General features: G+C 72.8%; 18 protein-coding genes and 1 pseudogene. 10 read left to right on the forward strand and 9 right to left on the reverse strand.

Annotation, left to right across the window (positions count from 1 at the left end):
- Nucleotides 1–81 precede the first annotated feature (81 nt).
- The 3 genes and pseudogenes from ACWENQ_RS17505 to ACWENQ_RS17515 all read left to right on the forward strand — a co-directional run bounded on the left by ACWENQ_RS17505 (nt 82) and on the right by ACWENQ_RS17515 (nt 2,123).
- Nucleotides 82–666: a helix-turn-helix domain-containing protein gene (locus tag ACWENQ_RS17505; protein ID WP_452415080.1), complete on the forward strand. Its 585-nt coding sequence runs from the start codon at nt 82–84 to the stop codon at nt 664–666.
- A gap of 54 nt (nt 667–720) precedes the next feature.
- Nucleotides 721–1,164, forward strand: a pseudogene (locus tag ACWENQ_RS17510) (DUF998 domain-containing protein); the annotation flags it as partial.
- Nucleotides 1,165–1,220: 56 nt separating this feature from the next.
- Complete coding sequence (locus ACWENQ_RS17515; RefSeq protein WP_452415082.1) at nt 1,221–2,123, forward strand: alpha/beta hydrolase; 903 nt, start codon at nt 1,221–1,223, stop codon at nt 2,121–2,123.
- 192 nt (nt 2,124–2,315) lie between these two features.
- On the opposite strand, the gene ACWENQ_RS17520 is transcribed toward ACWENQ_RS17515, so the two are convergent.
- The 4 genes from ACWENQ_RS17520 to ACWENQ_RS17535 all read right to left on the reverse strand — a co-directional run bounded on the left by ACWENQ_RS17520 (nt 2,316) and on the right by ACWENQ_RS17535 (nt 7,820).
- Entirely contained in the window at nt 2,316–4,082 is a 1,767-nt protein-coding gene (locus ACWENQ_RS17520; RefSeq protein ID WP_452415084.1) for an ABC transporter ATP-binding protein, read from the reverse strand.
- Complete coding sequence (locus ACWENQ_RS17525; protein ID WP_452415086.1) at nt 4,079–5,812, reverse strand: ABC transporter ATP-binding protein; 1,734 nt, start codon at nt 5,810–5,812, stop codon at nt 4,079–4,081. The genes ACWENQ_RS17520 and ACWENQ_RS17525 overlap by 4 nt, the downstream gene beginning before the upstream one ends.
- Nucleotides 5,813–5,985: 173 nt before the next feature.
- Nucleotides 5,986–6,660, reverse strand: a complete 675-nt coding sequence (locus ACWENQ_RS17530; protein WP_354913397.1) for a response regulator transcription factor — start codon at nt 6,658–6,660, stop codon at nt 5,986–5,988.
- Nucleotides 6,657–7,820 (reverse strand): sensor histidine kinase, encoded by a 1,164-nt coding sequence (locus tag ACWENQ_RS17535; protein WP_452415088.1) that lies wholly within the window; start codon nt 7,818–7,820, stop codon nt 6,657–6,659. Before ACWENQ_RS17535 ends, ACWENQ_RS17530 begins: the two co-directional genes overlap by 4 nt.
- 164 nt (nt 7,821–7,984) lie before the next feature.
- Between ACWENQ_RS17535 and ACWENQ_RS17540 the strand changes: the two genes are divergently transcribed.
- The 5 genes from ACWENQ_RS17540 to ACWENQ_RS17560 all read left to right on the forward strand — a co-directional run bounded on the left by ACWENQ_RS17540 (nt 7,985) and on the right by ACWENQ_RS17560 (nt 13,228).
- Entirely contained in the window at nt 7,985–9,226 is a 1,242-nt protein-coding gene (locus ACWENQ_RS17540) for an alpha/beta hydrolase family protein (RefSeq protein ID WP_452415090.1), read from the forward strand.
- 146 nt (nt 9,227–9,372) lie between these two features.
- Nucleotides 9,373–10,608, forward strand: a complete 1,236-nt coding sequence (locus ACWENQ_RS17545) for a sensor histidine kinase (protein ID WP_452415092.1) — start codon at nt 9,373–9,375, stop codon at nt 10,606–10,608.
- The gene (locus ACWENQ_RS17550; protein ID WP_449922686.1) at nt 10,601–11,722 is read left to right on the forward strand and encodes a hypothetical protein; all 1,122 of its coding nucleotides are present in this window, start codon (nt 10,601–10,603) and stop codon (nt 11,720–11,722) included. The genes ACWENQ_RS17545 and ACWENQ_RS17550 overlap by 8 nt, the downstream gene beginning before the upstream one ends.
- On the forward strand, nt 11,692–12,351 hold the full coding sequence (locus ACWENQ_RS17555) for a response regulator (RefSeq protein ID WP_449922685.1): 660 nt from the start codon (nt 11,692–11,694) through the stop codon (nt 12,349–12,351). The genes ACWENQ_RS17550 and ACWENQ_RS17555 overlap by 31 nt, the downstream gene beginning before the upstream one ends.
- Before the next feature lie 112 nt (nt 12,352–12,463).
- Nucleotides 12,464–13,228 (forward strand): hypothetical protein, encoded by a 765-nt coding sequence (locus tag ACWENQ_RS17560; RefSeq protein WP_449922683.1) that lies wholly within the window; start codon nt 12,464–12,466, stop codon nt 13,226–13,228.
- Between the two features lie 106 nt (nt 13,229–13,334).
- On the opposite strand, the gene ACWENQ_RS17565 is transcribed toward ACWENQ_RS17560, so the two are convergent.
- Nucleotides 13,335–14,099, reverse strand: coding sequence for an SDR family NAD(P)-dependent oxidoreductase (locus tag ACWENQ_RS17565; RefSeq protein WP_449922681.1), 765 nt, complete (start codon nt 14,097–14,099; stop codon nt 13,335–13,337).
- A gap of 94 nt (nt 14,100–14,193) precedes the next feature.
- Here ACWENQ_RS17565 and ACWENQ_RS17570 point away from each other — a divergent pair, with 94 nt between their 5' ends.
- The gene (locus ACWENQ_RS17570) at nt 14,194–14,583 is read left to right on the forward strand and encodes a GNAT family N-acetyltransferase (protein WP_452415094.1); all 390 of its coding nucleotides are present in this window, start codon (nt 14,194–14,196) and stop codon (nt 14,581–14,583) included.
- A 48-nt stretch (nt 14,584–14,631) separates the two neighbouring features.
- Here ACWENQ_RS17570 and ACWENQ_RS17575 read toward each other — a convergent pair whose 3' ends face one another.
- From ACWENQ_RS17575 to ACWENQ_RS17590, 4 genes are read right to left on the reverse strand one after another with little or no spacing between them, the layout of a single operon-like run.
- On the reverse strand, nt 14,632–14,850 hold the full coding sequence (locus ACWENQ_RS17575; RefSeq protein ID WP_449922677.1) for a cold-shock protein: 219 nt from the start codon (nt 14,848–14,850) through the stop codon (nt 14,632–14,634).
- 7 nt (nt 14,851–14,857) lie between these two features.
- A complete protein-coding gene (locus ACWENQ_RS17580; RefSeq protein ID WP_449922675.1) occupies nt 14,858–15,310 on the reverse strand; it encodes a hypothetical protein in 453 nt (150 codons plus the stop codon).
- Between the two features lie 5 nt (nt 15,311–15,315).
- Nucleotides 15,316–16,944, reverse strand: coding sequence for an alpha/beta hydrolase (locus ACWENQ_RS17585; protein WP_452415096.1), 1,629 nt, complete (start codon nt 16,942–16,944; stop codon nt 15,316–15,318).
- Nucleotides 16,945–16,975: 31 nt separating this feature from the next.
- Nucleotides 16,976–20,245, reverse strand: a complete 3,270-nt coding sequence (locus ACWENQ_RS17590; RefSeq protein ID WP_449922671.1) for an indolepyruvate ferredoxin oxidoreductase family protein — start codon at nt 20,243–20,245, stop codon at nt 16,976–16,978.
- A gap of 79 nt (nt 20,246–20,324) precedes the next feature.
- Here ACWENQ_RS17590 and ACWENQ_RS17595 point away from each other — a divergent pair, with 79 nt between their 5' ends.
- Nucleotides 20,325–20,777 (forward strand): Lrp/AsnC family transcriptional regulator, encoded by a 453-nt coding sequence (locus ACWENQ_RS17595; protein ID WP_354913374.1) that lies wholly within the window; start codon nt 20,325–20,327, stop codon nt 20,775–20,777.
- Nucleotides 20,778–20,798 lie beyond the last annotated feature (21 nt).

The following is a 20,798-nucleotide window of genomic DNA, read 5'->3' on the forward strand; positions in this document are numbered from 1 at the left end:
GGTTCCACGGCTGGTCGGCGCGGACGGGCTGCGCCGCCGAGTGGATTGCACGTAGTGCAATTCTTGCGTATTGTGCAAATCATGGATGCGGTGGAAGAGCGTCGCAGGCGCAACAGGGCACGCAAGCGACGGCTCATCGGAGACGCGGCGGTGGGCCTGGCTTTGGAGGGAGGGCTGGAGAGCCTGACCGTCGAGGCGATCGCCGAGGCGGCCGACATCTCCACCCGGACCTTCTTCAACTACTTCTCCACCAAGGAGGAGGCCCTGACGGTCGGCCCCTCCTGGTCGGCGGAGGAGCTGGCGGCGCTGGTGGCCGCGCGTCCCGCGGACGAGCCGGCGGTCCGGTCGATGCGGGTCATGGCCAAGGAGATCGCCGAATCCTACGTGCCCAGCCGCGAGCAGGTCGCGCTGTGGCGCCGCAACCCCGAACTGCTCACCCGGGCGCGCAGGCCCGCCGACCAGGAGCAGGTCTTCGTGACCCTCATGCGGGCCGTGGCCGACCGGACGGGGGCCGACCTGCCGCATGAGGTCTACCCCAGTGTGCTGGTCGTCACGACGTTCTCCCTCATCGAGTGGGCCGTACGGGCCTCCTGGCAGGACGGCGTCGGCAAGCCTCTCGACGATCTGATCGACGAGGCCTTCGACCTGATCGAGCACGGCCTGTAGAAACCCGCCTCGCGGGAACCGGAGGATCCACAGACGGTCTGCTCGCCGCGGCACGCCCTGATGAACGGCTCGTTCATCCTGCTGGGGGTGCTGCTGGGAGCCGGTCTCGCGCTGACCCGGCGCGCCTGGCCGCAGGGCCGCGGCACGGTCGTCGGACGCGCGCTGGTCGCGTCGGCCGCCGTGAGCTGGATCCTGGTCGGCCTGGCGCCGGAGAACGAGAACATCGTCGTGCACGGTCTGGGCGCCTTAGGGATCTTCGCCCTCGGGAACGCGAGAGCGCTGGTGCTCGGATTCGCCACCCGCGGCGCCCCCGGGTGGCGGGTTCCCGCGGTGCTCGGCCTCCTCGCGGGCGCCTTCGGGCTGGTCATGGCGGTCCTGTTCCTGTGCAACCAGTTCCTCGGGCTCGGGCTCGGCACGATGGAGCGGCTGGTGATCTACCCGCTGATCGTCTGGGCGGCGACGGCGGGCGCGTTCATGATCGTCGGACGGCGACGGTGAGCGGGCGCGCGCCCGGCCGTCTCAGCGCCGTCACCTCCACCAGGGAAAGGTCCCCCATGACACCGAGCATGCAGGCGCGGCTGACCACCGTCATGGTCAGGCTGATGGGCGTCAAACGGCGCATGTACGGCAGCGCGGAGAAGGTGCACCGGAGCATCGCCGCCGACCGCCGGCGAGGCCCCGCCGTACCGCGCTTCAAGGACCGGCTCTGCGTCGAGGAGCAGCACGTGGCCGGTCACCGCGTCTACACGGTGAGCCCGAAGAGCGGGCGCGCCAAGCGTCACCTGCTGTACCTGCACGGCGGCGGCTGGTCCCTGTCGATCACCTCGCTGCACTGGGACCTCATCGGCACGCTGGCCGAACGGCTGGGCTGCTCGATCACCGTCCCCCTGTACCCGCTGGCCCCCGAGCACACCGCCCGCGACGTGTGGGCCATGCTCCTGCCCCTCTACCGGGAACTCGTCGAGTGGTTCTCCTCTGAGGGCCTGACCGTGATGGGCGACTCCTCGGGCGGCAACCTGTCCCTGTCCCTGGCCATGCAGGCCAGGCAGGCCGGTCTGCCGCAACCGGCGCACCTGGTGCTGGTGTCGCCGTGCGTCGACATCTCCATCAGCGACCCGGCCATGCCGGCGCTGGAGCGGGTCGACCCGATCCTCGCCCGCGAGGGCGTGCGCGAGGCCGGCCGCCTGTACGCCGGAGGCCTGGACCCGCGGGATCCGGTGGTCAGCCCCCTGTACGGCTCGCTCCGCGGACTGGCCCCCATCGCGGTCTTCACCGGCACCCGCGACATCCTCAACGCCGACGCCCACCGGCTCAGGGACAGGGCGCGCCAGGAGGGCGTGTCCGTGGACGTGTTCGAATACCCCGGCATGCTGCACGTCTGGCCCCTGTATTCCCTGCCCGAGTCCAGACGGGCGATCGACGAGATCGTCGCGATCGTCGAGGGGGGCCGCGACTGACACCGCCGGACGGTCCTCGCCCACCACGGAGAGCTGTCCTGCCCCGTCCCCAGGACGGCGACTCGACCGCCAGGCCTCGCCGCGCCCGACGGTCGAGCCGCGGTCATCAGCGCGGTCATCAGCGCGGTCATCGGCGTCTGCCTCCTGCTCGCCGTCACCGAAGCCCGCGCCGAAGCCCGCGCCGAGGGCCCGTCAGTCGCCTTGGCCTTCCTCGGCGGCCTGTCGATCGGGCGCGGCCTTGATGCGCCAGCCCGTCGCGGCCTCTCGCGTCTTCCAGAGGGTGGCGTAGAGACCGCCCGCAGCCAGCAGGCCGTCGTGGGTGCCGCGCTCGGCGACCCGGCCGCCGTCCAGCACGACGATCTGGTCGGCGTGCCGTACGGTGTTCAGGCGGTGGGCGACCATCAGCACGGTACGGCGCCGCGCCAGCGCGCGCACGGCGGCCGCGACCGCGGCCTCGTTCTCCGCGTCGAGCGCCGAGGTGGCCTCGTCCAGCAGCACGATGGGGGCGTCCTTCAGCAACGCCCTGGCGATCGAGACGCGCTGGCGGTCGCCGCCCGACAGCGAGGCCCCGCGCTCGCCGACCTGTCCTGCCCATCCGCCGGGCAGGCGCTCGGCGATCTCGTCGCAGCGGGCCAGCCCGGCGGCCTGCCGTACCTCGGACTGGCTCGCCTCGGGCCTGCTGAGCCTGATGTTGTCCTCCAGGGTGCCCTCGAACAGGTAGACGTCCTGGGAGACGAGCGAGACGTGGTCCATCAGGTCGGTGAACGTCAGCTCTCTGACGTCGGCGCCCGCCACGCGCACGCTGCCCGACGAGACGTCGAAGAACCGGGCGACCAGGTGCAGGATCGTGGTCTTGCCGGCGCCGGAGGGGCCGACGAGCGCGGTGACGGTTCCGGGGGCGACGGTCAGGCTGACGTCCCGCAGGAGCGGGCCATCGCCGGTGTAGGAGAAGGACACGTGGTCCAGCTCGACGGAAGGCTCGCCGAGCGCCGCCGAACGTGCGGGTTCCGGAAGCGGCGGCGTGGCGAGCAGGCGTTCGAGCCGGTCCAGGGAACCCGCGCTCATCCGCAGGACGGCGCTGATCGCGGCGGCGTCCCGCATCGGCTCGACGTACCTGGCGGCCAGCACCATCGCGGTGATCAGGGCTGCCGCGTCGAGGCTGGTCGCGATGGCCGCGGCGGTCAGCAGCAGAACCGCGAACGCGCCCTGGATGGACAGGCCGAGCGCGGTCAGGGCGGGCAGCGCGGTCCGGATGCGCCGCGTGGTGGCGCGGCGGTGCTCCTCGACCGCGGCGGCGAGCAGTTCCAGACCCTTGCCGGTACGGCCGGCCGCCCGCAGCACGGGCTGGGCCTGGGCGAACTCGACGGTTCTCGCGCCCAGCTCGGCGGTGGCGGCGTCGATGTCGTGGTCGGCGACGGTGATCTTGTCGCCCATCCAGCGGGCCGCCAGCCAGACGATCGGGGCGACGGCCAGCGCGGCCAGCGCCATCCGCCAGTCGGTCGCGGCCAGCACGGCGATCGTCACCGCGGGCGCCACGGTCGCTGCGGCCAGCGGCTCGAGCAGGTGGGCCGGGGTCTGCAGGATGTTCATGACGCCCGCTCCCGCCAGGCGGCCGAAGGGGCCGACGCGGGCCTGGCCGAACCAGCCGAGCGGCAGCCGTACGACGTGGTCGCCGAGACGGTCCAGCAGGAGCCGGCACAGGCCGTAGCCGGCCCGGCGCGCCTTGATCATCGCGGCCCGGTGGACGAGGCCGTAGAGCGCGGTCAGCGCGAGCAGGCACAGCAGCGGTGCCGTGGCGTTCGCGCCGGTGAACAGCGCCCGCAGGATCGGCAGCAGCAGGCCGAGGACGGCTCCCATGAGCGCGGCGGAGGCGGTCATCGACACGACGGCCAGGCGCAGGTCGCGGGCATGGGTGGGGGCAGGGGCATGGTCGGCGAGGGCGATCAGGCGGCGGATCACGCGGCCACCGCCTGCTGCGCGGCCCACAGGCGGGCATAGCGCCCGTCCGCCGCCAGCAGGTCGTCGTGGGTGCCGCGCTCGGCGACGCGGCCGCCGTCCAGAACGACGATCTGGTCGGCGAACTGGACGGTGTACAGCCGGTGGGCGATGACCAGCAGGGTCCTGCCGCGCATGAGCCGCGACAGCGCCTCCTGCACCGCGACCTCGGACTCGGGGTCGGCGAAGGCGGTGGCCTCGTCGAGCACGAGGACCGGGGTGTCGGCGACCAGGGCGCGGGCGATCGAGACGCGCTGCGCCTCACCGCCGGAGAAGATCGCCTCCTCGCCGACCACCGAGCCGTAGCCGCGGGGCAGTTCCAGGACGCGGTCATGGATCAGGGCCGCACGGGCCGCGGCGTGCACCTCCTCGTCGGAGGCGTCGGGCCTGGCCAGGGCGATGTTGTCGCGCACGCTGGCCCGCAGCAGCCGCACGTCCTGCAGGACGAAGCCGACCCGCCGGTACAGCTCGGCGTCGGGCAGGTCGCGAAGGTCGACGCCGCCGACGCTGATGGTGCCCCGTGAGCCCTCGTGCAGGCGGGCCAGCAGGGCGGCCAGCGTGGACTTGCCCGCCCCGGAGGGGCCGACGAGCGCCGTCACCGTGCCGGGGGAGAGGGTGAGGTCGATGCCGTGCAGGACCTCGTGCTCGCCGTACCCGAAGCGGACCCCGGCGAAGACCACCTCGCTGCCGCTGGGCGCGGGGCCTGCGGGAGGGTCGGTCCTGGTGGGCGTGCGCAGGAGGCCGCCGATCTCGTCGACGGCGGTGCGGGCGAACTGGATGTCCTGCAGGGTGTATCCGAGCGCGAGCAGCGGCGCGGTCAGGCCGGGCGCCAGCAGCAGGTACGGCACGACGTCGGCGGGCGCGAGCGCGCCCAGCCAGACCAGCAGTCCGCCGCCCGCCAGCGCGGTGGCCGTCGCGACGGGAGCGGAGTAGACGACCGTACCGGTCACCATGGGCCGGTCGACCGAGCGCGACCAGTCGTCGAGGTAGCGGCTGAACGCGCCGGTCGCGGCCCGCCAGCGCCCGTGCTCGCCGCCGGTCCTGCCGAACACCTTGACCACCGCGATGCCCTGGACGAACTCCACCGCGGCCGCGCCCAGCCGGGCGAGGGCGTCGTGGTAGCCGGCCATGCCGGCGGTCGCGATGTCGTTGACCTTCTTGTAGAACACCGACCCGACGACGACGGGGAGCAGGACGATCCCCGTCAGGGCCGGGCTCACCCACAGCATGTACGCCAGGGACAGGGTGGGCACCAGCAGGGCGCCGACCGCGTCCATCAGGCTCTGCGCGACCAGCCGGTGCAGGGAGGCCACGTCGTCGGTGACGGCCTTGCGCACCCGGCCCGAACCCTGTCCGCCGAACCAGTCGAGCGGCATCCTGGCCAGGTGCTCGGCCATCCTCGTGCGCAGGTCACGCTGCAGGTCGTTGTCGGCCACGTTGGTCAGGACCGTGACCCCGACCGTGCACACCGCCCTCACCAGCAGGGCCGTCGCCGCCACCGCCGCCACCCACCACGCCGCCGCCGGCGAACCGCCGGCGAGCAGGTGACGGGCGAACTCCGCGATCGCCACCGGCGGGGCCACCGTGGTGACCGCGACGATCACCTGCAGGGCCGCGGCCGCGGCGAGCTTGCCGCGGATGGGGCGAAGGAGCCGTGCGAACACCACGTACGAGGAGCCAGGTTGTAAGGCCATGGGGGGAGGTCGCCTTCCAGGTCATGGATTCGGTCGGCGCGGCACGGAAGCACGCGCGCCTTCTTTGATGCTCACCTGGATCCACATTCAACCCCGGCGGGGCGCGGCCCGACGAGGGTGCCGGGCAGGGGCCGCCTCAATCGGCGTCCGGCACGCCCGCTCGTCGGGCCGTGTCAGGCGTCGTGGGGTCTGGCGGGGCGGACGAGGCCGCTCTCGTAGGCGAAGACCACGACCTGTGCGCGGTCCCTGAGCCCCAGCTTCAGCAGGACCCGGCTGAGGTGCGTCTTCACGGTGGCCTCGGCGAGGTGCATCGCCGTGGCGACCTCGGCGTTGGACAGCCCGCGCGCCACCTGGATGAGCACCTCGTGCTCGCGGGAGGTGAGCAGCCCCAGCCGCTCGTCCCGCTCGGGGGCGCCCGGCGCGAGCTGGGGGGCGAACTTCTCCAGCAGGCGCCGGGTGATCCGCGGGGAGACCGCCGCGTCGCCCGCCGCCACGTTGCGGATCGCGGCCAGCAGTTCCTCGGGCCGGGTGTTCTTCGGCAGGAAGCCCGAGGCGCCGGCCTTCAGCCCGGCGAAGGCGTACTCGTCCAGGTCGAAGGTGGTCAGGATGAGCACGCGTGAGCGCGGGGAGTCCCTGACGATCCGGCGGGTGGCCTCGATCCCGTCGACGCCGGGCATGCGGACGTCCATCAGCACGACATCGGGGCGTAGCAGCCGGGTCATCCGGGCGGCTTCGTCGCCGTCACCCGCCTCGCCCGCCACCTCCATGTCCGGCTCGGCCTCGAACACCATGCGGAAGGCCATGCGGAGCAACGACTCATCGTCGGCGATCAACAGCCGGATCGTCACGCCGTGCCCTTCCCCGCCAGGTCCGCGGCGAGGTCGAGGCTCGCCGCGACCCGCCAGCCCCCGTCACGCAGGGGGCCGGCATGGAGGGTACCGCCGTAGGCGGCGACGCGCTCGCGCATGCCGGCCAGGCCCCGCCCTGGCGCGCCTTCCGGCGTCCGCCCGGCGCGGCCGTCGTCGGTGACCTCCACGTCGGCGCGCCGCGGCGTCAGGTGGACCCGGACCTCGGCCGTCGCGCCGGGGGCGTGCCTGAGCGTGTTGGTCAGGGCCTCCTGGGCCAGCCGGTAGACGGTGAGCTGGGCGGCGGCGGGGACCGCCGCGGGGTCACCGGTCACCTCCAGGCGGGTCGGCAGCCCGGCCGCGCGCATCCTCTCGGCGAGCGGACCGAGCTGGGCGATCCCGGGAGCCGGATGGAGCAGCTGGCCGGACTCGCCCTGCTCGCCGGAGCCGAGGGAGCGCCGCATGTCGGCCAGGGCCTGCCGCCCGGTATCGGCGATCTGCTCCATGGCGGCGGCCGCCCGGTCCGGGGCGCGGTGCCGGATGTACGCCGCGCTGTCGGCCAGCGCCACCATGACCGACAGGTTGTGGGTGACGATGTCGTGCATGTCGCGCGTCATCCGGGCGCGCTCGTCGGCCACGGCCAGCCGCGCCCGCTGCTCGCGGTCATGCTCCAGCGACGAGACGTACGCCCGCCGGGCGCGCGTCCACAGGCCCGTGGTGAGGGCGGCGGCGGCCATCGCGGTCAGCGCGGCCACCGTGAACGGGAACTGGCCGGGCGGCGCCCACCGCGCCGCGGCCAGCAGCACCCCCGCCTCCAGCGTGAGCCCGGCCGCCAGCGCCTGCCGCCAGGGACAGTAGGCGCCGACCGTGTAGAGGGCGACCAGCAGCGCGGCGTCGGCGGGGAGCTGCACGTCGGCGGCCCATTGGATCGCGGCCGCGGCGGTGATCGCGCCGAACGTCGCCAGCGGCGCGCGTCGCCGCCACGCCAGGGGCGTCACCAGGGCCACCTGAAGCAGCAGCGACCACGGCTGGCCGCGTGTCAGGACCTGGCCGGGCCCGAGCGTGGCAAGAAAGATCACGGCCGCCAGCAGCGCGTCGGCAGGCACGGACGACCATCGAGTGAGCGCTGCGAGGCAGGCCACGGGACGATCGGCGCGTTTCATGCCGCTCACCCTAGTTGTCCTGGGGATTCACTCCCCATCCTCCTCAAGGAGGAACATCCGGGCACCTCAACCAGAAGTCGTAGATGTGGATCAGTCGTACGCCGCTAGCTCGGCGCCGCGCCCCGCTGCCAGCCTCGTGGCACTCATCTCGTCAGGAGGCTCACATGCCCTTCATCACCAAGGCCGCAGGCGTCGCCGCGTTGGCGATGGCCGCGGCCATCGCACCCACCACCATCCACGCCGCCTCGGCCGTCCCGACCCGGCAGGAGCAGGCCGCGCAGCGGATCACGATGACCCTGCCCGCGCCGACCGAGCCGAATCCCGTCGGCACCATCGCCGTGCGACTGGTGGACCGCTCGCGTCACGACCCCCTCGTCAGGTCGAAGCCCTACCGGGAGCTGATGGTCAGCCTGTGGTACCCGGCGAAGGACGGCGGGTCCCTGCCCGTCGCTCCCCAGATGGCGCCCTTGGCCGCGGCTGACTGGGACCGTCATTCCGCGCCGCCCATGGGCATCGCGGCGGGCAAGGTGGACTGGGCCGCCACCCCCACCCACGCCCGCGTCGGCGCGCCGGTGGACCGCCGGGCCGGCAGGCTTCCCGTCGTGGTCTTCGGCCCCGGCGACGGGGGCCCGCGGACCCTCGGCACCTCCTTGGTGCAGGACCTGGCCGCGCGCGGCTACCTGGTCGTCACCGTGGACCACACCTACGAGGCCGACCAGGTGGAGTTCCCCGGCGGGCGGGTCGTGCGCGCTCTGCCCCTGCCCAGCAAGCTGACTCCGCGCGTCATCGCCAAGCTGCTCGCGCAGCACTCGCAGGCCCGTATCGCGGACATGCGCTTCGTCCTGGACCAGATCGCCGCGCTGGGAGAGGGCCGCGGCTTCGGCGAGGAGGGCGGGCAACTGCCCGCCGGGCTGAGCGGCGCCCCCGACCTGTCCCGGGTGGGAATGCTCGGCCAGTCCCTCGGCGGGTCGGTGGCCGCGCAACTCGTCCACGACGACCGGCGCGTGGTCGCGGGCGTCAACCTCGACGGCGGCTACGTCGGACGGGTGGCCAAGACCGGCGTCGCCAAGCCGTTCCTGCAGCTCGCGGCCGAGGCGCACACCCGGGCGAGCGAACCGAGCTGGAAGTCCTTCTGGGCTGCCACCACCGGCTGGAAGCGGGAGCTGCGCTTCGCGGGCGCGGCCCACGGCTCGTTCACCGACCTGCAGGTGATGATGCCGCAGATCGCGGCGAAGCTGCCCCAGGTGCCCGTCGCCGACTTCGTCGGCACGATCGACCCCCGCCGGTCCGTGTCGGCCCAGCGCGCCTACGTCGCGGCCTTCTTCGACCTGCACCTGAACAAGAAGCCCACCAGGCTCTTCGACGCCCCCGACGCCCGCTACCCCGAGGTCTCCCTCATCCCCTGAGCCGCCTGGGCTCCACCGCCGGATCTCCGGCCGGACCCGCCGGCGCGCGTCCGCCGTTCGCCGTGTCCGGCCGTGGGCGGGTACCGGCCGCCTGCTGGTTCCGGACGCGGCGCGGCTGAGGTGTCGGTAGGGTGCCCCCGGTATGGGTGGTAGTTCGGACATGTCGTGAGAAGTGGGGGTGCCGTCGCATCGGGGTCCGGCAGGCGCCGCGCCTGGGCGGGAAGCCGGGGCGCGTCGATCAGTCACCGACCGGCAAGGCGGGTCCGGCCGAGCGGGAGCTCAACCGGACGGCGGTCCGGTACGCGGTGTGGCTGCGCTCGGCGGTGAGCGCGGCCTGCGCGGTGTTCGGGGTCCTCGAGGTGCCGGTCGAACGCCGGCCGGCCGCGCTCGCGGTGATGGCGGTCGTGCTCGGCTGGTCCGCCGTGCGCCTGGTCACCCTCGGGCGCCGCACCAGGGGGAGGATCGGGGGCCTCGTCGCGATGGACGCGGTGGCGCTCGTCGTGATCGGCGCAGGTCAGGTGGTGGCCGGCCCGGGGTACGCGGGCGGGTGGGCGTTGGCGCTGATCTCCATCACCGCTGTGACCTCGTCGTACGAGTGGCCGGACAGGCCGCTCGTCGGCATCGGGCTGGCCCTGCTCGGGCTGGGCGCCAACGTCGCCGGCTATGCCGCGCAGTCCGGCGCGTGGGCGCCGGCGGCCTTGCCGGGCCTGCGGGTGCTGGTCGAGATCGCCCTGTCCCGGCTGTCGTACCTGCTGGTCCGGTCACAGGCGCGGGCGGCGGACCGGCTCGGCGAGCGGATCGCCGCCCGCCGCAGGCAGGCCGCCGTCGTGGCGGCCAGGCGGGCGGCCGAGCGCGAGTACGTGGCGACACTGCACGACACGGCGAGCACGACCCTGCTGATGGTCGCCGAAGGGCACGGCCGGGCGGGAGTGGCCGAGCGGGCACGCCACGATCTGGAGGCGATCGCCGGCGTCCCCGGCACGGACGCCGGCCACGTCGAGCTGGCCGCTCTTCTCGCCACCGCGGCACGCCACGACGACGTGCGGGTCCACGAGGCGATCGACGCCATGCCGTCGCTGCCCGCGGCGCCCGCCCTCGCGATCTTCCACGGCGTCAGGGAGGCGCTGACCAACGTGGCCAGGCACGCGGGCGTCGCCGAGGCGTCGTTGCGAGCCGGGCTCGACGAGCGGGGCAGGGTGGTCGTCGAGGTGCGCGACCGCGGCCGCGGCTTCGTACCCGACGACGTGGGACCGCATCGGCGTGGCCTGTCCGGTTCGATCGCGGGGCGGATGGCCGGCGTCGGCGGCCGGGCGACGGTGGCCTCGCGGGTCGGGTACGGGACCACGCTGCGCTGGATGTGGCCGGTGGAAGGCGATGACTGACGAGAACGCCGACCGGCTCGCCGCCCAGATCGGAGATCGGCTGCTGCGCGGCGTGCGGATCTCCGTGCTGGCGGTCGCGGTGACCGTGCAGTTCAGCCTCTCCCTGCCCGAGCTCCTGCGGAACAGCTCCCGCTACGCTCCGCTGTGGCCGCAGGTCGTGGCGTTCGCGCTGTTCGCTGTGGTGGCCGTCGGCTCCGCGGCTTTCCTCGCCCGCGGCGGGCGCATCCCGCGCCGCGCCCGGGTGGCCGGGCTGTGCCTGGCGCTGCTGGCCGTCGCCGCGGCGGCCGGGTCGGCACCGCCGGGCAGCCACCTGGAACCGGCCGACTGGTACTTCGGGCTGGCCGGCTGGCACGGCGTGCTGCTGTTGTTCGACCTGCGCCTGCGCTTGCTGGCCGCCTTCCTCGGCGCGACCCTCGTCATGACCGTGGTCAAGATGGTGGCACCCGGGATGCCCGACCTCAGGGCATGGGCGGCGATGGCCGTGGCCGCGGTGTCGGTCTACGGCTTCCAGTTGGCGCTCGGGCTGCTGGCCCACGGCGTCCAGCGGATCTCCGTCCGGGCGCGGGAGGCCGCGGCGGAGGAGGAACGGATCCGGACGGAGGAGGAGACGGCGGAGCACCGGCACCGCGATCACCGGCGGCGGTACGCGGCGCTGCTTCCCACGCTGGTCCCGCTGCTGGCCGGGCTCGGGTACGGCTCGCTCGACCCTGCCCATCCGGACGTCCGGCGCCGCAGCGCGCACGAGGCGGCCAGGATGCGCCGGATGTTCGCCGAGAGCGACGACGTGCCCGACCCGCTGATGCACGAGCTGCAGGCGGTGATCGAGGTGGCCGAGCGTCGTGGGGTGGCGGTGCGGTTCGCCGCCCGGGGCGTGCCCAGCACGCCGCCGAAGGAGGTCAGGCGCGAACTGATCGAGCCGGTGTCGGCCATGCTGGCCGCGGTCGCCTCCGACGCCCGGGTCACCCTGGTCCGCGCGTCCGACCAGGTCCGGGTCAGCGCGGTCGGCGACGCACAGGACCACACGCACCTGGCCCGCCGGCCGGGGCGAGTGAAGGTTCATCACATGGTGACGGAGGATCGAGCATGGGTGGAGACGGTCTGGCAATCACGGTGACGCTGGTCGACGACCATCCGGTGGCGCTGGCCGGGGCGGAGGCCTGGTTCGCCGCGGCGAGCCCGCCCATCGACGTGGTCGCGGCCGGGGCCTGCGCGCAGGTCGCCTGGACACCGCCGGGCGACTCCGCCGCGGTCGTCGTGCTCGACCTGCAACTGTCGGGGCCGCAGCCGGCCTACGCCGACCTGAGGCGACTCGTCGACGACGGCAGGCAGGTCATCGTCTACACCATGCGCGAGGACGAGAACACCGCGCTCACCTGCCTGGACATCGGCGCGTTCACGTTCCTGACCAAGGCCGAGGGCAAGGAGCACCTGGTCGCGGCCACGGTCGCGGCCGCCCACGGCCGGCCGTACACGCCGCCGGCGCTGGCCGGGGCGTTCGGCGTGAACACCCGGCCCGACCGGCCGCAGCTGTCCCAGCGCGAGCAGGAGGTGCTGATCGAGTGGTTCCAGTGCGAGTCGAAAGAACTCGTCGCCGAACGGCTGGGCATCACGCCGCGCACGGTCAGCTCCTACCTGGACCGCGTGCGGATCAAGTACGCGAGCGTGGGCAGGGAGGCCAGGACCAAGGCGACCCTCGTCGCGCGCGCCCTGCAGGACGGCCTCATCGGCATCGACGATCTGTGATCGGACGGGCGCGTAACGCATTGCGGGTCGAACGACCGTCACCCGCGAAGATCACCTTTTCCTAGGGTGTGGGGCCACGCCATAACGAGAAGATACGGAGACGGTGTTGTCGATGGCTTCACTCAAGCGAGCGGTACTGGGTGGTCTGGGGGCGGGCGCCCTGCTGACGGCGGTCATGGGGGTCTCGCTGTCGCCTGCCGCCTGGGCCGACCCGGCCGACAACAAGCTGACCGCGGGGGAGACGCTCAAGCCGAACCAGACCGTGAAGTCGGCCAACGGCGAGTACAAGCTGATCCAGCAGACCCAGGGCAACCTCGTCCTGTACGGCCCGGGCAACGAGGCCCTGTGGTCGAGCCCCACCGCGGGCGCCCCGGCGTACGCGACGATGCAGCGCGAGGGCAACCTGGTGATCTACAGCGACACGAACAAGCCGCTGTGGAGCACCAACACGGCCGGCAATCCCGGCGCGTACCTCGCGGTGCAGAATGACGGCAACCTCGTCATCTACTCCGCCGCCAACCAGGCTCTGTGGTCGAGGCAGGGCTACCTCGGCTCGCTGCCCTCCGGCCACACGCTCAAGGCCGGGCAGGGTGTCCAGTCGCGCAACGGCGAGTACCGGCTGATCATGCAGAAGGAGGGCAACCTCGTCCTCTACAACCGGGCGAACAAGCCGCTCTGGACCACGCCGACGGCGGACCAGGCGGGCTCTCGCGCCGTCATGCAGAAGGAAGGGAACCTGGTGATCTACAACGCCGCCAACCAGGCGGTGTGGACCACCAAGACCGCGGGCAACCCCGGCGCCTACCTCGCGGTCCAGAACGAGGGCAACGTCGTGATCTACACCAAGGACAACAAGCCGCTCTGGTCCACCCGGTAACCGGGCAGGCGTGGGCCGCCAGGCGCGGCCCACGCCCGCTCCACCGGGTTTGGCGCGTTTCGCGGAGGTGGGGGCCGGTGGGCACGGGGCCGCGGCCTCGGGCGGGTCAGTTCGGCGGGTCGAACCGGCCGTCGACCGCGGTCCAGCCGCCGTCGACGTAGAGCACCGAGCCCGTGACGAAGCTCGCCGCGTCGGAGGCCAGGTAGACGACCGCCCCCGCCATCTCGGGAGCCTGCGCCCACCGGCCCAGCGCGGACTTGGCGGCATAGGCGTCGTACCAGGACGGGTTGTCCTTGATCTGACGGGTGAGCGGCGTCTCCACCACGCCGGGGGCCACCGCGTTGACGCGCACGCCGTACGGGCCGAACTCGGCGGCGGCCGTCCTCAGCAGCTGCACCAGGCCCGCCTTCGTCGCCGAGTAGACGCCCTGGCCCGGCTCGGTCACCGACGCCCTGATGGAGGCGAAGCCGACGATCGAGCCCCCGCGGCGCTCCACCATGCCGGCGCCGAACGCGCGGACCACCTCGAACGAGGCCCGCAGGTTGAGATCGACCACCCGCTCGAACTCCTCGGCGGAGTAGTCGAGCAACCGCTTGCGGACGTTCGTGGCGGCGGTGAAGACCAGCACGTCCACCGCGCCGAGCTGCGCGGCGGCGGCGCGCACCGCCGGGCCGTCCAGGACGTCGAGCGGGACGGCCGTGCCGCCGCACAGGCCCGCGGTCTCCTCGGCGGAGGGCAGGTCGCGGTCGGCGCACACCACCTCGGCCCCGTGCGCGGCCAGGGCCAGGGCGGACTCCCTGCCGATGCCGCTCCCCGCGCCGATGACAACCGCCCGCCGCCCGTCCAGCCGGAACAACCGCTCGTAGTCCATGACCGTCACCCTACCCACTGGTCCGACCAGTGCACTAGGTACGCCTTGGCTTCCGCGATGACCTCTCCTTCGCGGACCGTCATAGGCTGCGTGGGTGCTGATCGAGGAACGCGCACCCGGCGACGGTGAACTCCGGTCCCTCCTGGAAGCCGCCTTCGCCGAACTCGTCGCCCGCTACGGACCCGAAGGACGGTCAGGCGTGGACCCGGCGGCCCGCTTCCTGATCGCGGTCGCCGACGGCACGGCGGTGGCGTGCGGAGCCCTCCAGCCGGTCGACGCGGTGACGGCCGAGGTGAAGCGCATGTACGTGCGGCCCTCCCACCGAGGGCTCGGAGCGGCCAGGGCCCTGCTCAAGGCGCTGGAGTCCATGGCCGCGGACGCCGGGTACGCGCGCATCCGCCTGACCACCGGCATCAGGCAGCCGGAGGCGATCGCGCTGTACGAGAGCTCCGGGTACACGCGGATCCCGGCATACGGGAAGTAGCCGACGAGCCGGCCAGCAGGAGCTACGGGAAGGACGTGAGGCGGTGGCTCAGAGCTTGCGGACGTTGGTGGCGCAGAAGTCGAAGCTGTCCTGGCTGCGTTCGACCAGGTCGAACTCGACGGGGTCACCGGCGTGGAGCACGCGGTAGCCCGCGCCGACGATGTCGCTGAAGTGGGCGAAGGCGTCCTTGCCCGGCGGGAGGTCGGGCGAGGAGATCGCGCCCCAGCCTTTCTCCGGCTTCCAGAACTTGACGGTGCCTCGGGTCATGCAGAGATCATTCCACGTCGGGCCAGATGCACGTCGAGGTGACGCCGATACCGAGGACGTCGCCCTGGGTCCACGACAGGGAAAGGATGAAGTCGTCGGGACGGCTCTGGGCCGCAATGTCAGGCTGTCCGATATCCAGACCGGTCGCTTGGGTGATGGTATGCCCTTGATCGCGCCAGTGGCCTCTGACGCGCTCCGCGACAGCCACAAGGCGGTCTTTCGGGATGCCCCTCAGGTAATACGTGCGGGTAACGATGATGCGATCCTCGGATCCGCCGTCTGTGGCCCCCACGCAGTAACGGCGGTTGAGACTGGGCCGATAGAGATCGAGATCGGGCTTCGGGTGCATGACCGAAACGGTGTCTTGGATGAGTTGTTCGACGCGGTCCACTGCCTGCTGTTCGTTCATCGTCGTTGCCTTCGCGCACGCGGTGAGGATCAGGAAGAGAAGCAGGATCATGCGAGTCAAGGCTGCTCTCCGGCGTTCTGGGTGACTCTGTGGTATTCGCCGTTGACGATGTGGGCCAGATTTCTCAACGACTGTGAATGGTCATTCCAGTAGTCGGAGTGGGCTTTGAAGGTCAGGTAGAAGGGGCCGTCTTCGACGTAGAACCGGCGGGCGCCGAAGCTGTCGTCTCCTGGGTCGTTTCCGAAGCGCGCCAGGTCCCCCACCGGGTCTCCCGCAGCCTCTCCCGCCCACACCCTCCCAGGACCGACCCCCAGTTCCTCCGCTCGCCGTACCCCCACCCCGGGGCTGCCGACGAAGACCAGTTCGTCGGCGAACCGCCCGTGCCGTAGGAGGGCCGCCTTGCCGGTCACCAGTGACCCGTAGCTGTGCCCCAGCATCGTGAGTTTCGCCTTTCCCGAAGGGTCGTGGCTGGCTCGCAGCCCGTCCACGAGTGACGCCAGCGCGCGAGCGCCCGTGTCGGCGGCGCCGTCCGTCGCCACGCTCCGGCCGGGGACGGTCAGCTGCCAGTCGATCTGTGGTGCCCGGTAGCCCAGCCAGGCGATGGAGGCGATCTTCCGGCCGGGCGCGAAGTAGTGCGCCTGGTCCCACAGCACCGCGGCCCGGTTCAGGTCCTCGTGGAAGGAGGCGAGCCTGGTGTTCATGCCGGGCACGTACGTCACCACGCGGTCCGCCGTGTCGGGGTCGCCGAAGGAGATCGCGGCCTCCCCGAGGGAGCGGACGTCGAAGGACAGCAGGTAGGCCGGCGGCCGGCCGTTCCTGCCGCCCTGGGCCAGGCCCTGCTCGATGACCTTCACGTGGTCGAGTTCGCGCATCACCCGGTCGAGGACGGCCGGCCACGTGAGCGCGAGGTGCGGGTCGGGCGGGACGGTGGTGAGCAGCGCGGCGAGCCTGGCCTTCTCGGTGGCCAGCAGCGCCCTGTTGGCCCGGTCGCGGACGGTCACGGGCAGCCCGTCGAGGAACCCGGCGGCGGGCAGCGCCTTGAGCACCTGGTCGCGGGCCGTGCTGTCGAGCATGCGCCACCACGCGCTCACCCGGGCCGCGAGCGTCGGCTCGGCCGCCTGCCGCTGCAGGTCGAGCAGCCGGGCGAGGGCGGCGGTGTCGCCCGCGGCGGCACCGTTCAGCAGGCCGGTGGCGGTGGAGGGGGCGTGCCCGCCGTACAGGCCGAAGGCGACCAGGGGCGCGGGCGCGAGCTCGCCGCCGTCGCGCAGGATGAGGGCGAGGCGGCGGCGCAGGTCGCCGGCCTGGGCGGCCGCCCACGCGCCGATGGCGGCGACCTCGGGGGCGCCGAGGCCGGCCGCGGCGCGCGGCAGCTCGTCGGCCGCGATGGTCAGGCCGGTGATCAGGCGGCGGAGCTGGGCGCGCTCGACTCCGGCGAACGAGCCGTGGACGGCGCTCACCGCGGTGGCGGGCCGGCCGAGGGAGGGGACGGCGTCGCCTTCTGCCGCGATCCTGCGCAGGGCCGACTCCAGCGCCGCCACGAGGGCGGCGCGCTGCCTGGCGAGGTCGGCGGCGAACGCGGGCGCGCCGCCGCCGACCCAGGCCTGGGCCGCCAGGGCCCGTGCGGGCTCGTCGAGGATCCCGGCGACCTCGGCGGCGTGCCGTACGGCATGCTGAAAGCCCACCATGGCCACACAGAGTAGCCGGGCGGCTACCGGATCAGCTCGCGGATTCCAGCAATGCGGCCGCCCGGGCGCGGTAGTCGGCCACCCCGCGCAGCTTGACGTGCTCGTAGCCGCGGATCACGTCGGGCAGTTCGGCCAGCTGGAGCACCTTCTCCTCCGGCAGGCCCGACGACAGGGCGCGCAGCAGGTCGCCGGTGTACTCCTCGGCGAGGCTCCGCTCGGTGCTGCGCACCTCGCCCAGGCCGAACGGGTCGAGCTTGGTGCCGCGCAGCTTCCGCATGCCGTACAGGGCCTTGAAGGCGGGGTCGAACCACGGGCCGAGGGTGAGCTTGCGCTTGAGCCCGAGCGCGCGCAGCACCGGCGGGTGCAGGTTGTAGGCCACGCGGGTGCCGGGGCCGAACTCTGCGGCGATCCTGGCCCGCTCGGCCGGGTCGAGGTGGAGGCGGGCGACCTCGTACTCGTCCTTGTAGGCCATCAGCTTGTACAGGTGCGTGGCGTAGGCCTCGGTGACCGCGGCGGGCGCCATGCCGTGCACCTGGCGCACGGCCGCCAGGTAGCGCTGCGCGTAGCGGGGGTTCTGGTAGGCGACCAGGTCGGGCACTCGTACGGCCAGCAGCCGGTGCAGCTCGCTGCCCTCGCCGGCGAAGGCGATGCGCCGCAGCACCTCCGCCGACGGCGCGGCCGGGACCGGGGCGGGGAAGAGCGCGTCCACCGCCGACGGCGCGGCGATGACCGCGCGGCCCCAGTGGAAGGCCGTCGCGGACCTGCCGAGGGCCTTCTCCATCGACGCCAGCGACAGCGGGATGAGGCCGAGCTGCCAGGCCGCGCCCAGCACGATCGTGTTGGCCTGCATGTGGTCGCCGAACAGCGTCTGCGCGAGGCGTTCGGCGTTGAGCGCCACGACCGAGCGGGTGCGCGCCTCCAGCGCGGTCAGCTGCGGCCCGAGGTCGGTGACGTGCGTGGACGGGTCGACGACCATGCCGCCGGTGGGCGACAGGTGCGTGGAGACCACCGCGACCGTGCGCGTGGGGGAGGCGGTGCGAAGGTGCCTGGGGTCGGTCGCGCCGATCACGTCGAGCGCCAGGTAGGCGTCGACGGAGGCGGCGGTGGCCTGGCCCGACCTGTCCTCCTCGCCGTCGAACAGGCGGAGGTCGGAGACGACGGTGCCGCCCTTCTGCGCCAGTCCGGTCTGGTCGAGGCCGCGCGACTGGCGTCCGTCCATCAGGGCGGCCTTGCCGAGCAGCCGGGCGACCGACACCACGCCGGTGCCGCCGATGCCGACCAGCCGGATCGTGGTGTCCTTGGGGTGGATGTCCGGCAGGGGCAGGTCGGGGGGAGTGGGGACGGTCGTGCGCTTCTTGGCGCCCGGAATGATCGTCAGGAACGAGGGGCAGTCACCCTCGACGCACGAGTAGTCCTTGTTGCAGGAGGACTGGTGGATCTCGGTCTTGCGGCCGTACTCCGTCTCGACCGGCAGCACCGACAGGCACTCCGACTTCTGCCCGCAGTCGCCGCACCCTTCGCACACCCGCTGGTTGATCGCCACCCGCTTCACCGGGTCGGGCAGCTCGCCCTTCTTGCGCAGCCGGCGCTTCTCCGCCGCGCACTGCTGGTCGTGGACCAGCACGGTGACGCCCTCGACGGCGGCCAGCTCACGCTGCGCCTGTTCGAGCTCGGCACGGTCGCGCAGCGAGGCGATCGGCGACAGCCGTACGCCCTGGTAGCGGGACGGATCGTCGCTCGTGACGATCACCTTGCGCACACCCTCCAGCTCCAGCCAGTGGGTCAGCGACGCCACCGACAGCGCCGGTGTGATCGTCTGTCCGCCGGTCATGGCGACCGCGCTGTTGTAGAGGATCTTGTAGGTGATGTTGACGCCGGCGCCGACCGCCGCCCTGACGGCCAGCGAGCCGGAGTGGTGGAAGGTGCCGTCGCCGAGGTTCTGGAAGATGTGCCGGGTGCCGGTGAACGGGGCCTGCCCGATCCACTGCGCGCCCTCGCCGCCCATCTGGGTGAGCCCGGCGAGCCGGCCCTTGCCCTCGGGGTTGAGCACGACCATGGTGTGGCAGCCGATGCCCGCCGCCACGACCGAGCCCTCGGGAACGGCGGTGGAGCGGTTGTGCGGGCACCCGGAGCAGAAGAACGGCGTGCGGGTGGGGCCGAGCAGCTTGAGCGGCTCGCGCGGGCGCGGCAGGTCGATGGACAGCCGGTCGGCCAGCACGCGGGCGACCAGGTCGGCGTCGACGCCGCCGTGGTGCGGGACGACCGCCTTGCCGGTGACGGCGGGCGCGTCGGGCGTGCCGTACAGCACGTCCTTGACCAGGCCCTCCAGCAGCGGCGCCTTCTCCTCGACGACGATGATCTCCGACAGGCCCTCGGCGAACTCCCGCACGATCTCCGGTTCCAGCGGCCACAGCATGCCGATCTTCAGCAGCCGGATCTCGTCGGTGAGGCCGAGCTTCCTGCACGCCTCGCGCACGTCGTAGTAGGCGGTGCCGGCGGCGACGACGCCGATCGTGGCGCCCGGCGCGGCGCAGGTGATCTGGTTGAGGCCGTTGGCGCGGGCGTAGGCGCGAGCCAGCTCCAGGCGCGGCCCGACCAGGGTGCGCTCCATGTCCAGCGAGTACGGCGTGAGCAGCGTGGCGTCGGGCGTGTGCCGGTACGGCCTGCCCTGCCACATCACCTCCGGCATGACGGGCTTGACCCGGTCGGGATCGAGGTCGACGGTCGCGGTGGCGTCCACCACGTTGGCCACCGCCTTGATCGCCACCCACAGGCCGCTCGCCCGGGACGCGGCGATCGCGTGCCTGCCGAGGTCGAGCAGCTCCTGGACGGTGCCGGGGAAGATCACCGGCATGCCGAGGGCGGCCAGCGTGCTCTCGGTGGCGCTGGGCAGGGTGGAGGACTTGCAGGTCGGGTCGTCGCCGCAGAGCGCGATCAGCCCGCCCTCGGGGTGCGCGCCGACGAAGTTGCCGTGCCGGAGGGCGTCGGCCGCCCGGTCGACGCCGGGGGCCTTGCCGTACCAGACGCCCAGGACGCCCGTCTTGCGCGGGTCGGGCAGGGAGGGGACCAGCTGGCTGCCCCACACCGCGGTGGCGCCCAGCTCCTCGTTCTGGCCGGGACGGTGGACCACGCCCTCCGGCTTGGTCCTGGCCAGCTCCTGGTCGAAGCCGCCCAGGGGCGATCCCGGGTAGCCGGAGACCATGGCGCCGGTGTCCAGGCCCGCCCTGCGGTCCGCGGCCAGCTGGTCCTCGATCAGCCGCACCAGCGCCTGCGTCCCACTCATGAAGGCGTCGCTCGTCATGCCGTGAGATTATTTCAAGGATCGCGGCAGGTGATGTCAATACTTGCGGTGGTTTACGCCCCGGTTAGCATCTGTGGTCATGGATGCTACGGATCGCGCAATTCTTCGCCTCCTGCAGGAGGACGGTCGGCTCAGCAACATCGAGTTGGCCGACCGGGTACGGCTGACGCCGTCGCCCTGCCTGCGCCGGGTGCGCAACCTGGAGGACAGCGGGGTGATCTCCGGCTACCGCGCGGTGGTGGACCCGCCGTCGGTCGGGCGCGGCTTCCAGGTCCTGGCCTACGTCGAGCTGGAGGGCCAGGACGCCGAGACCGTCACGGCCTTCGAGTCCGCGGTGATGGAGGTGGAGGACGTCATCGAGTGCCTGCGCATGTTCGGGCGGCCCGACTACGTGCTACGGGTCGCGGTGGCCGACATGGACGCCTACAGCCGCCTGTGCCTGGAGAAACTCGGTCGGCTGCCCGGGCTCGACAAGCTCACCTCGCAGATCGCGATGAAGGCGCTCAAACCGGGCGGTTCGCTCCCGCTGTGACGCCCCCGCGGGGGACGAGGG

The organism is Nonomuraea sp. NPDC004354, assembly GCF_053602555.1.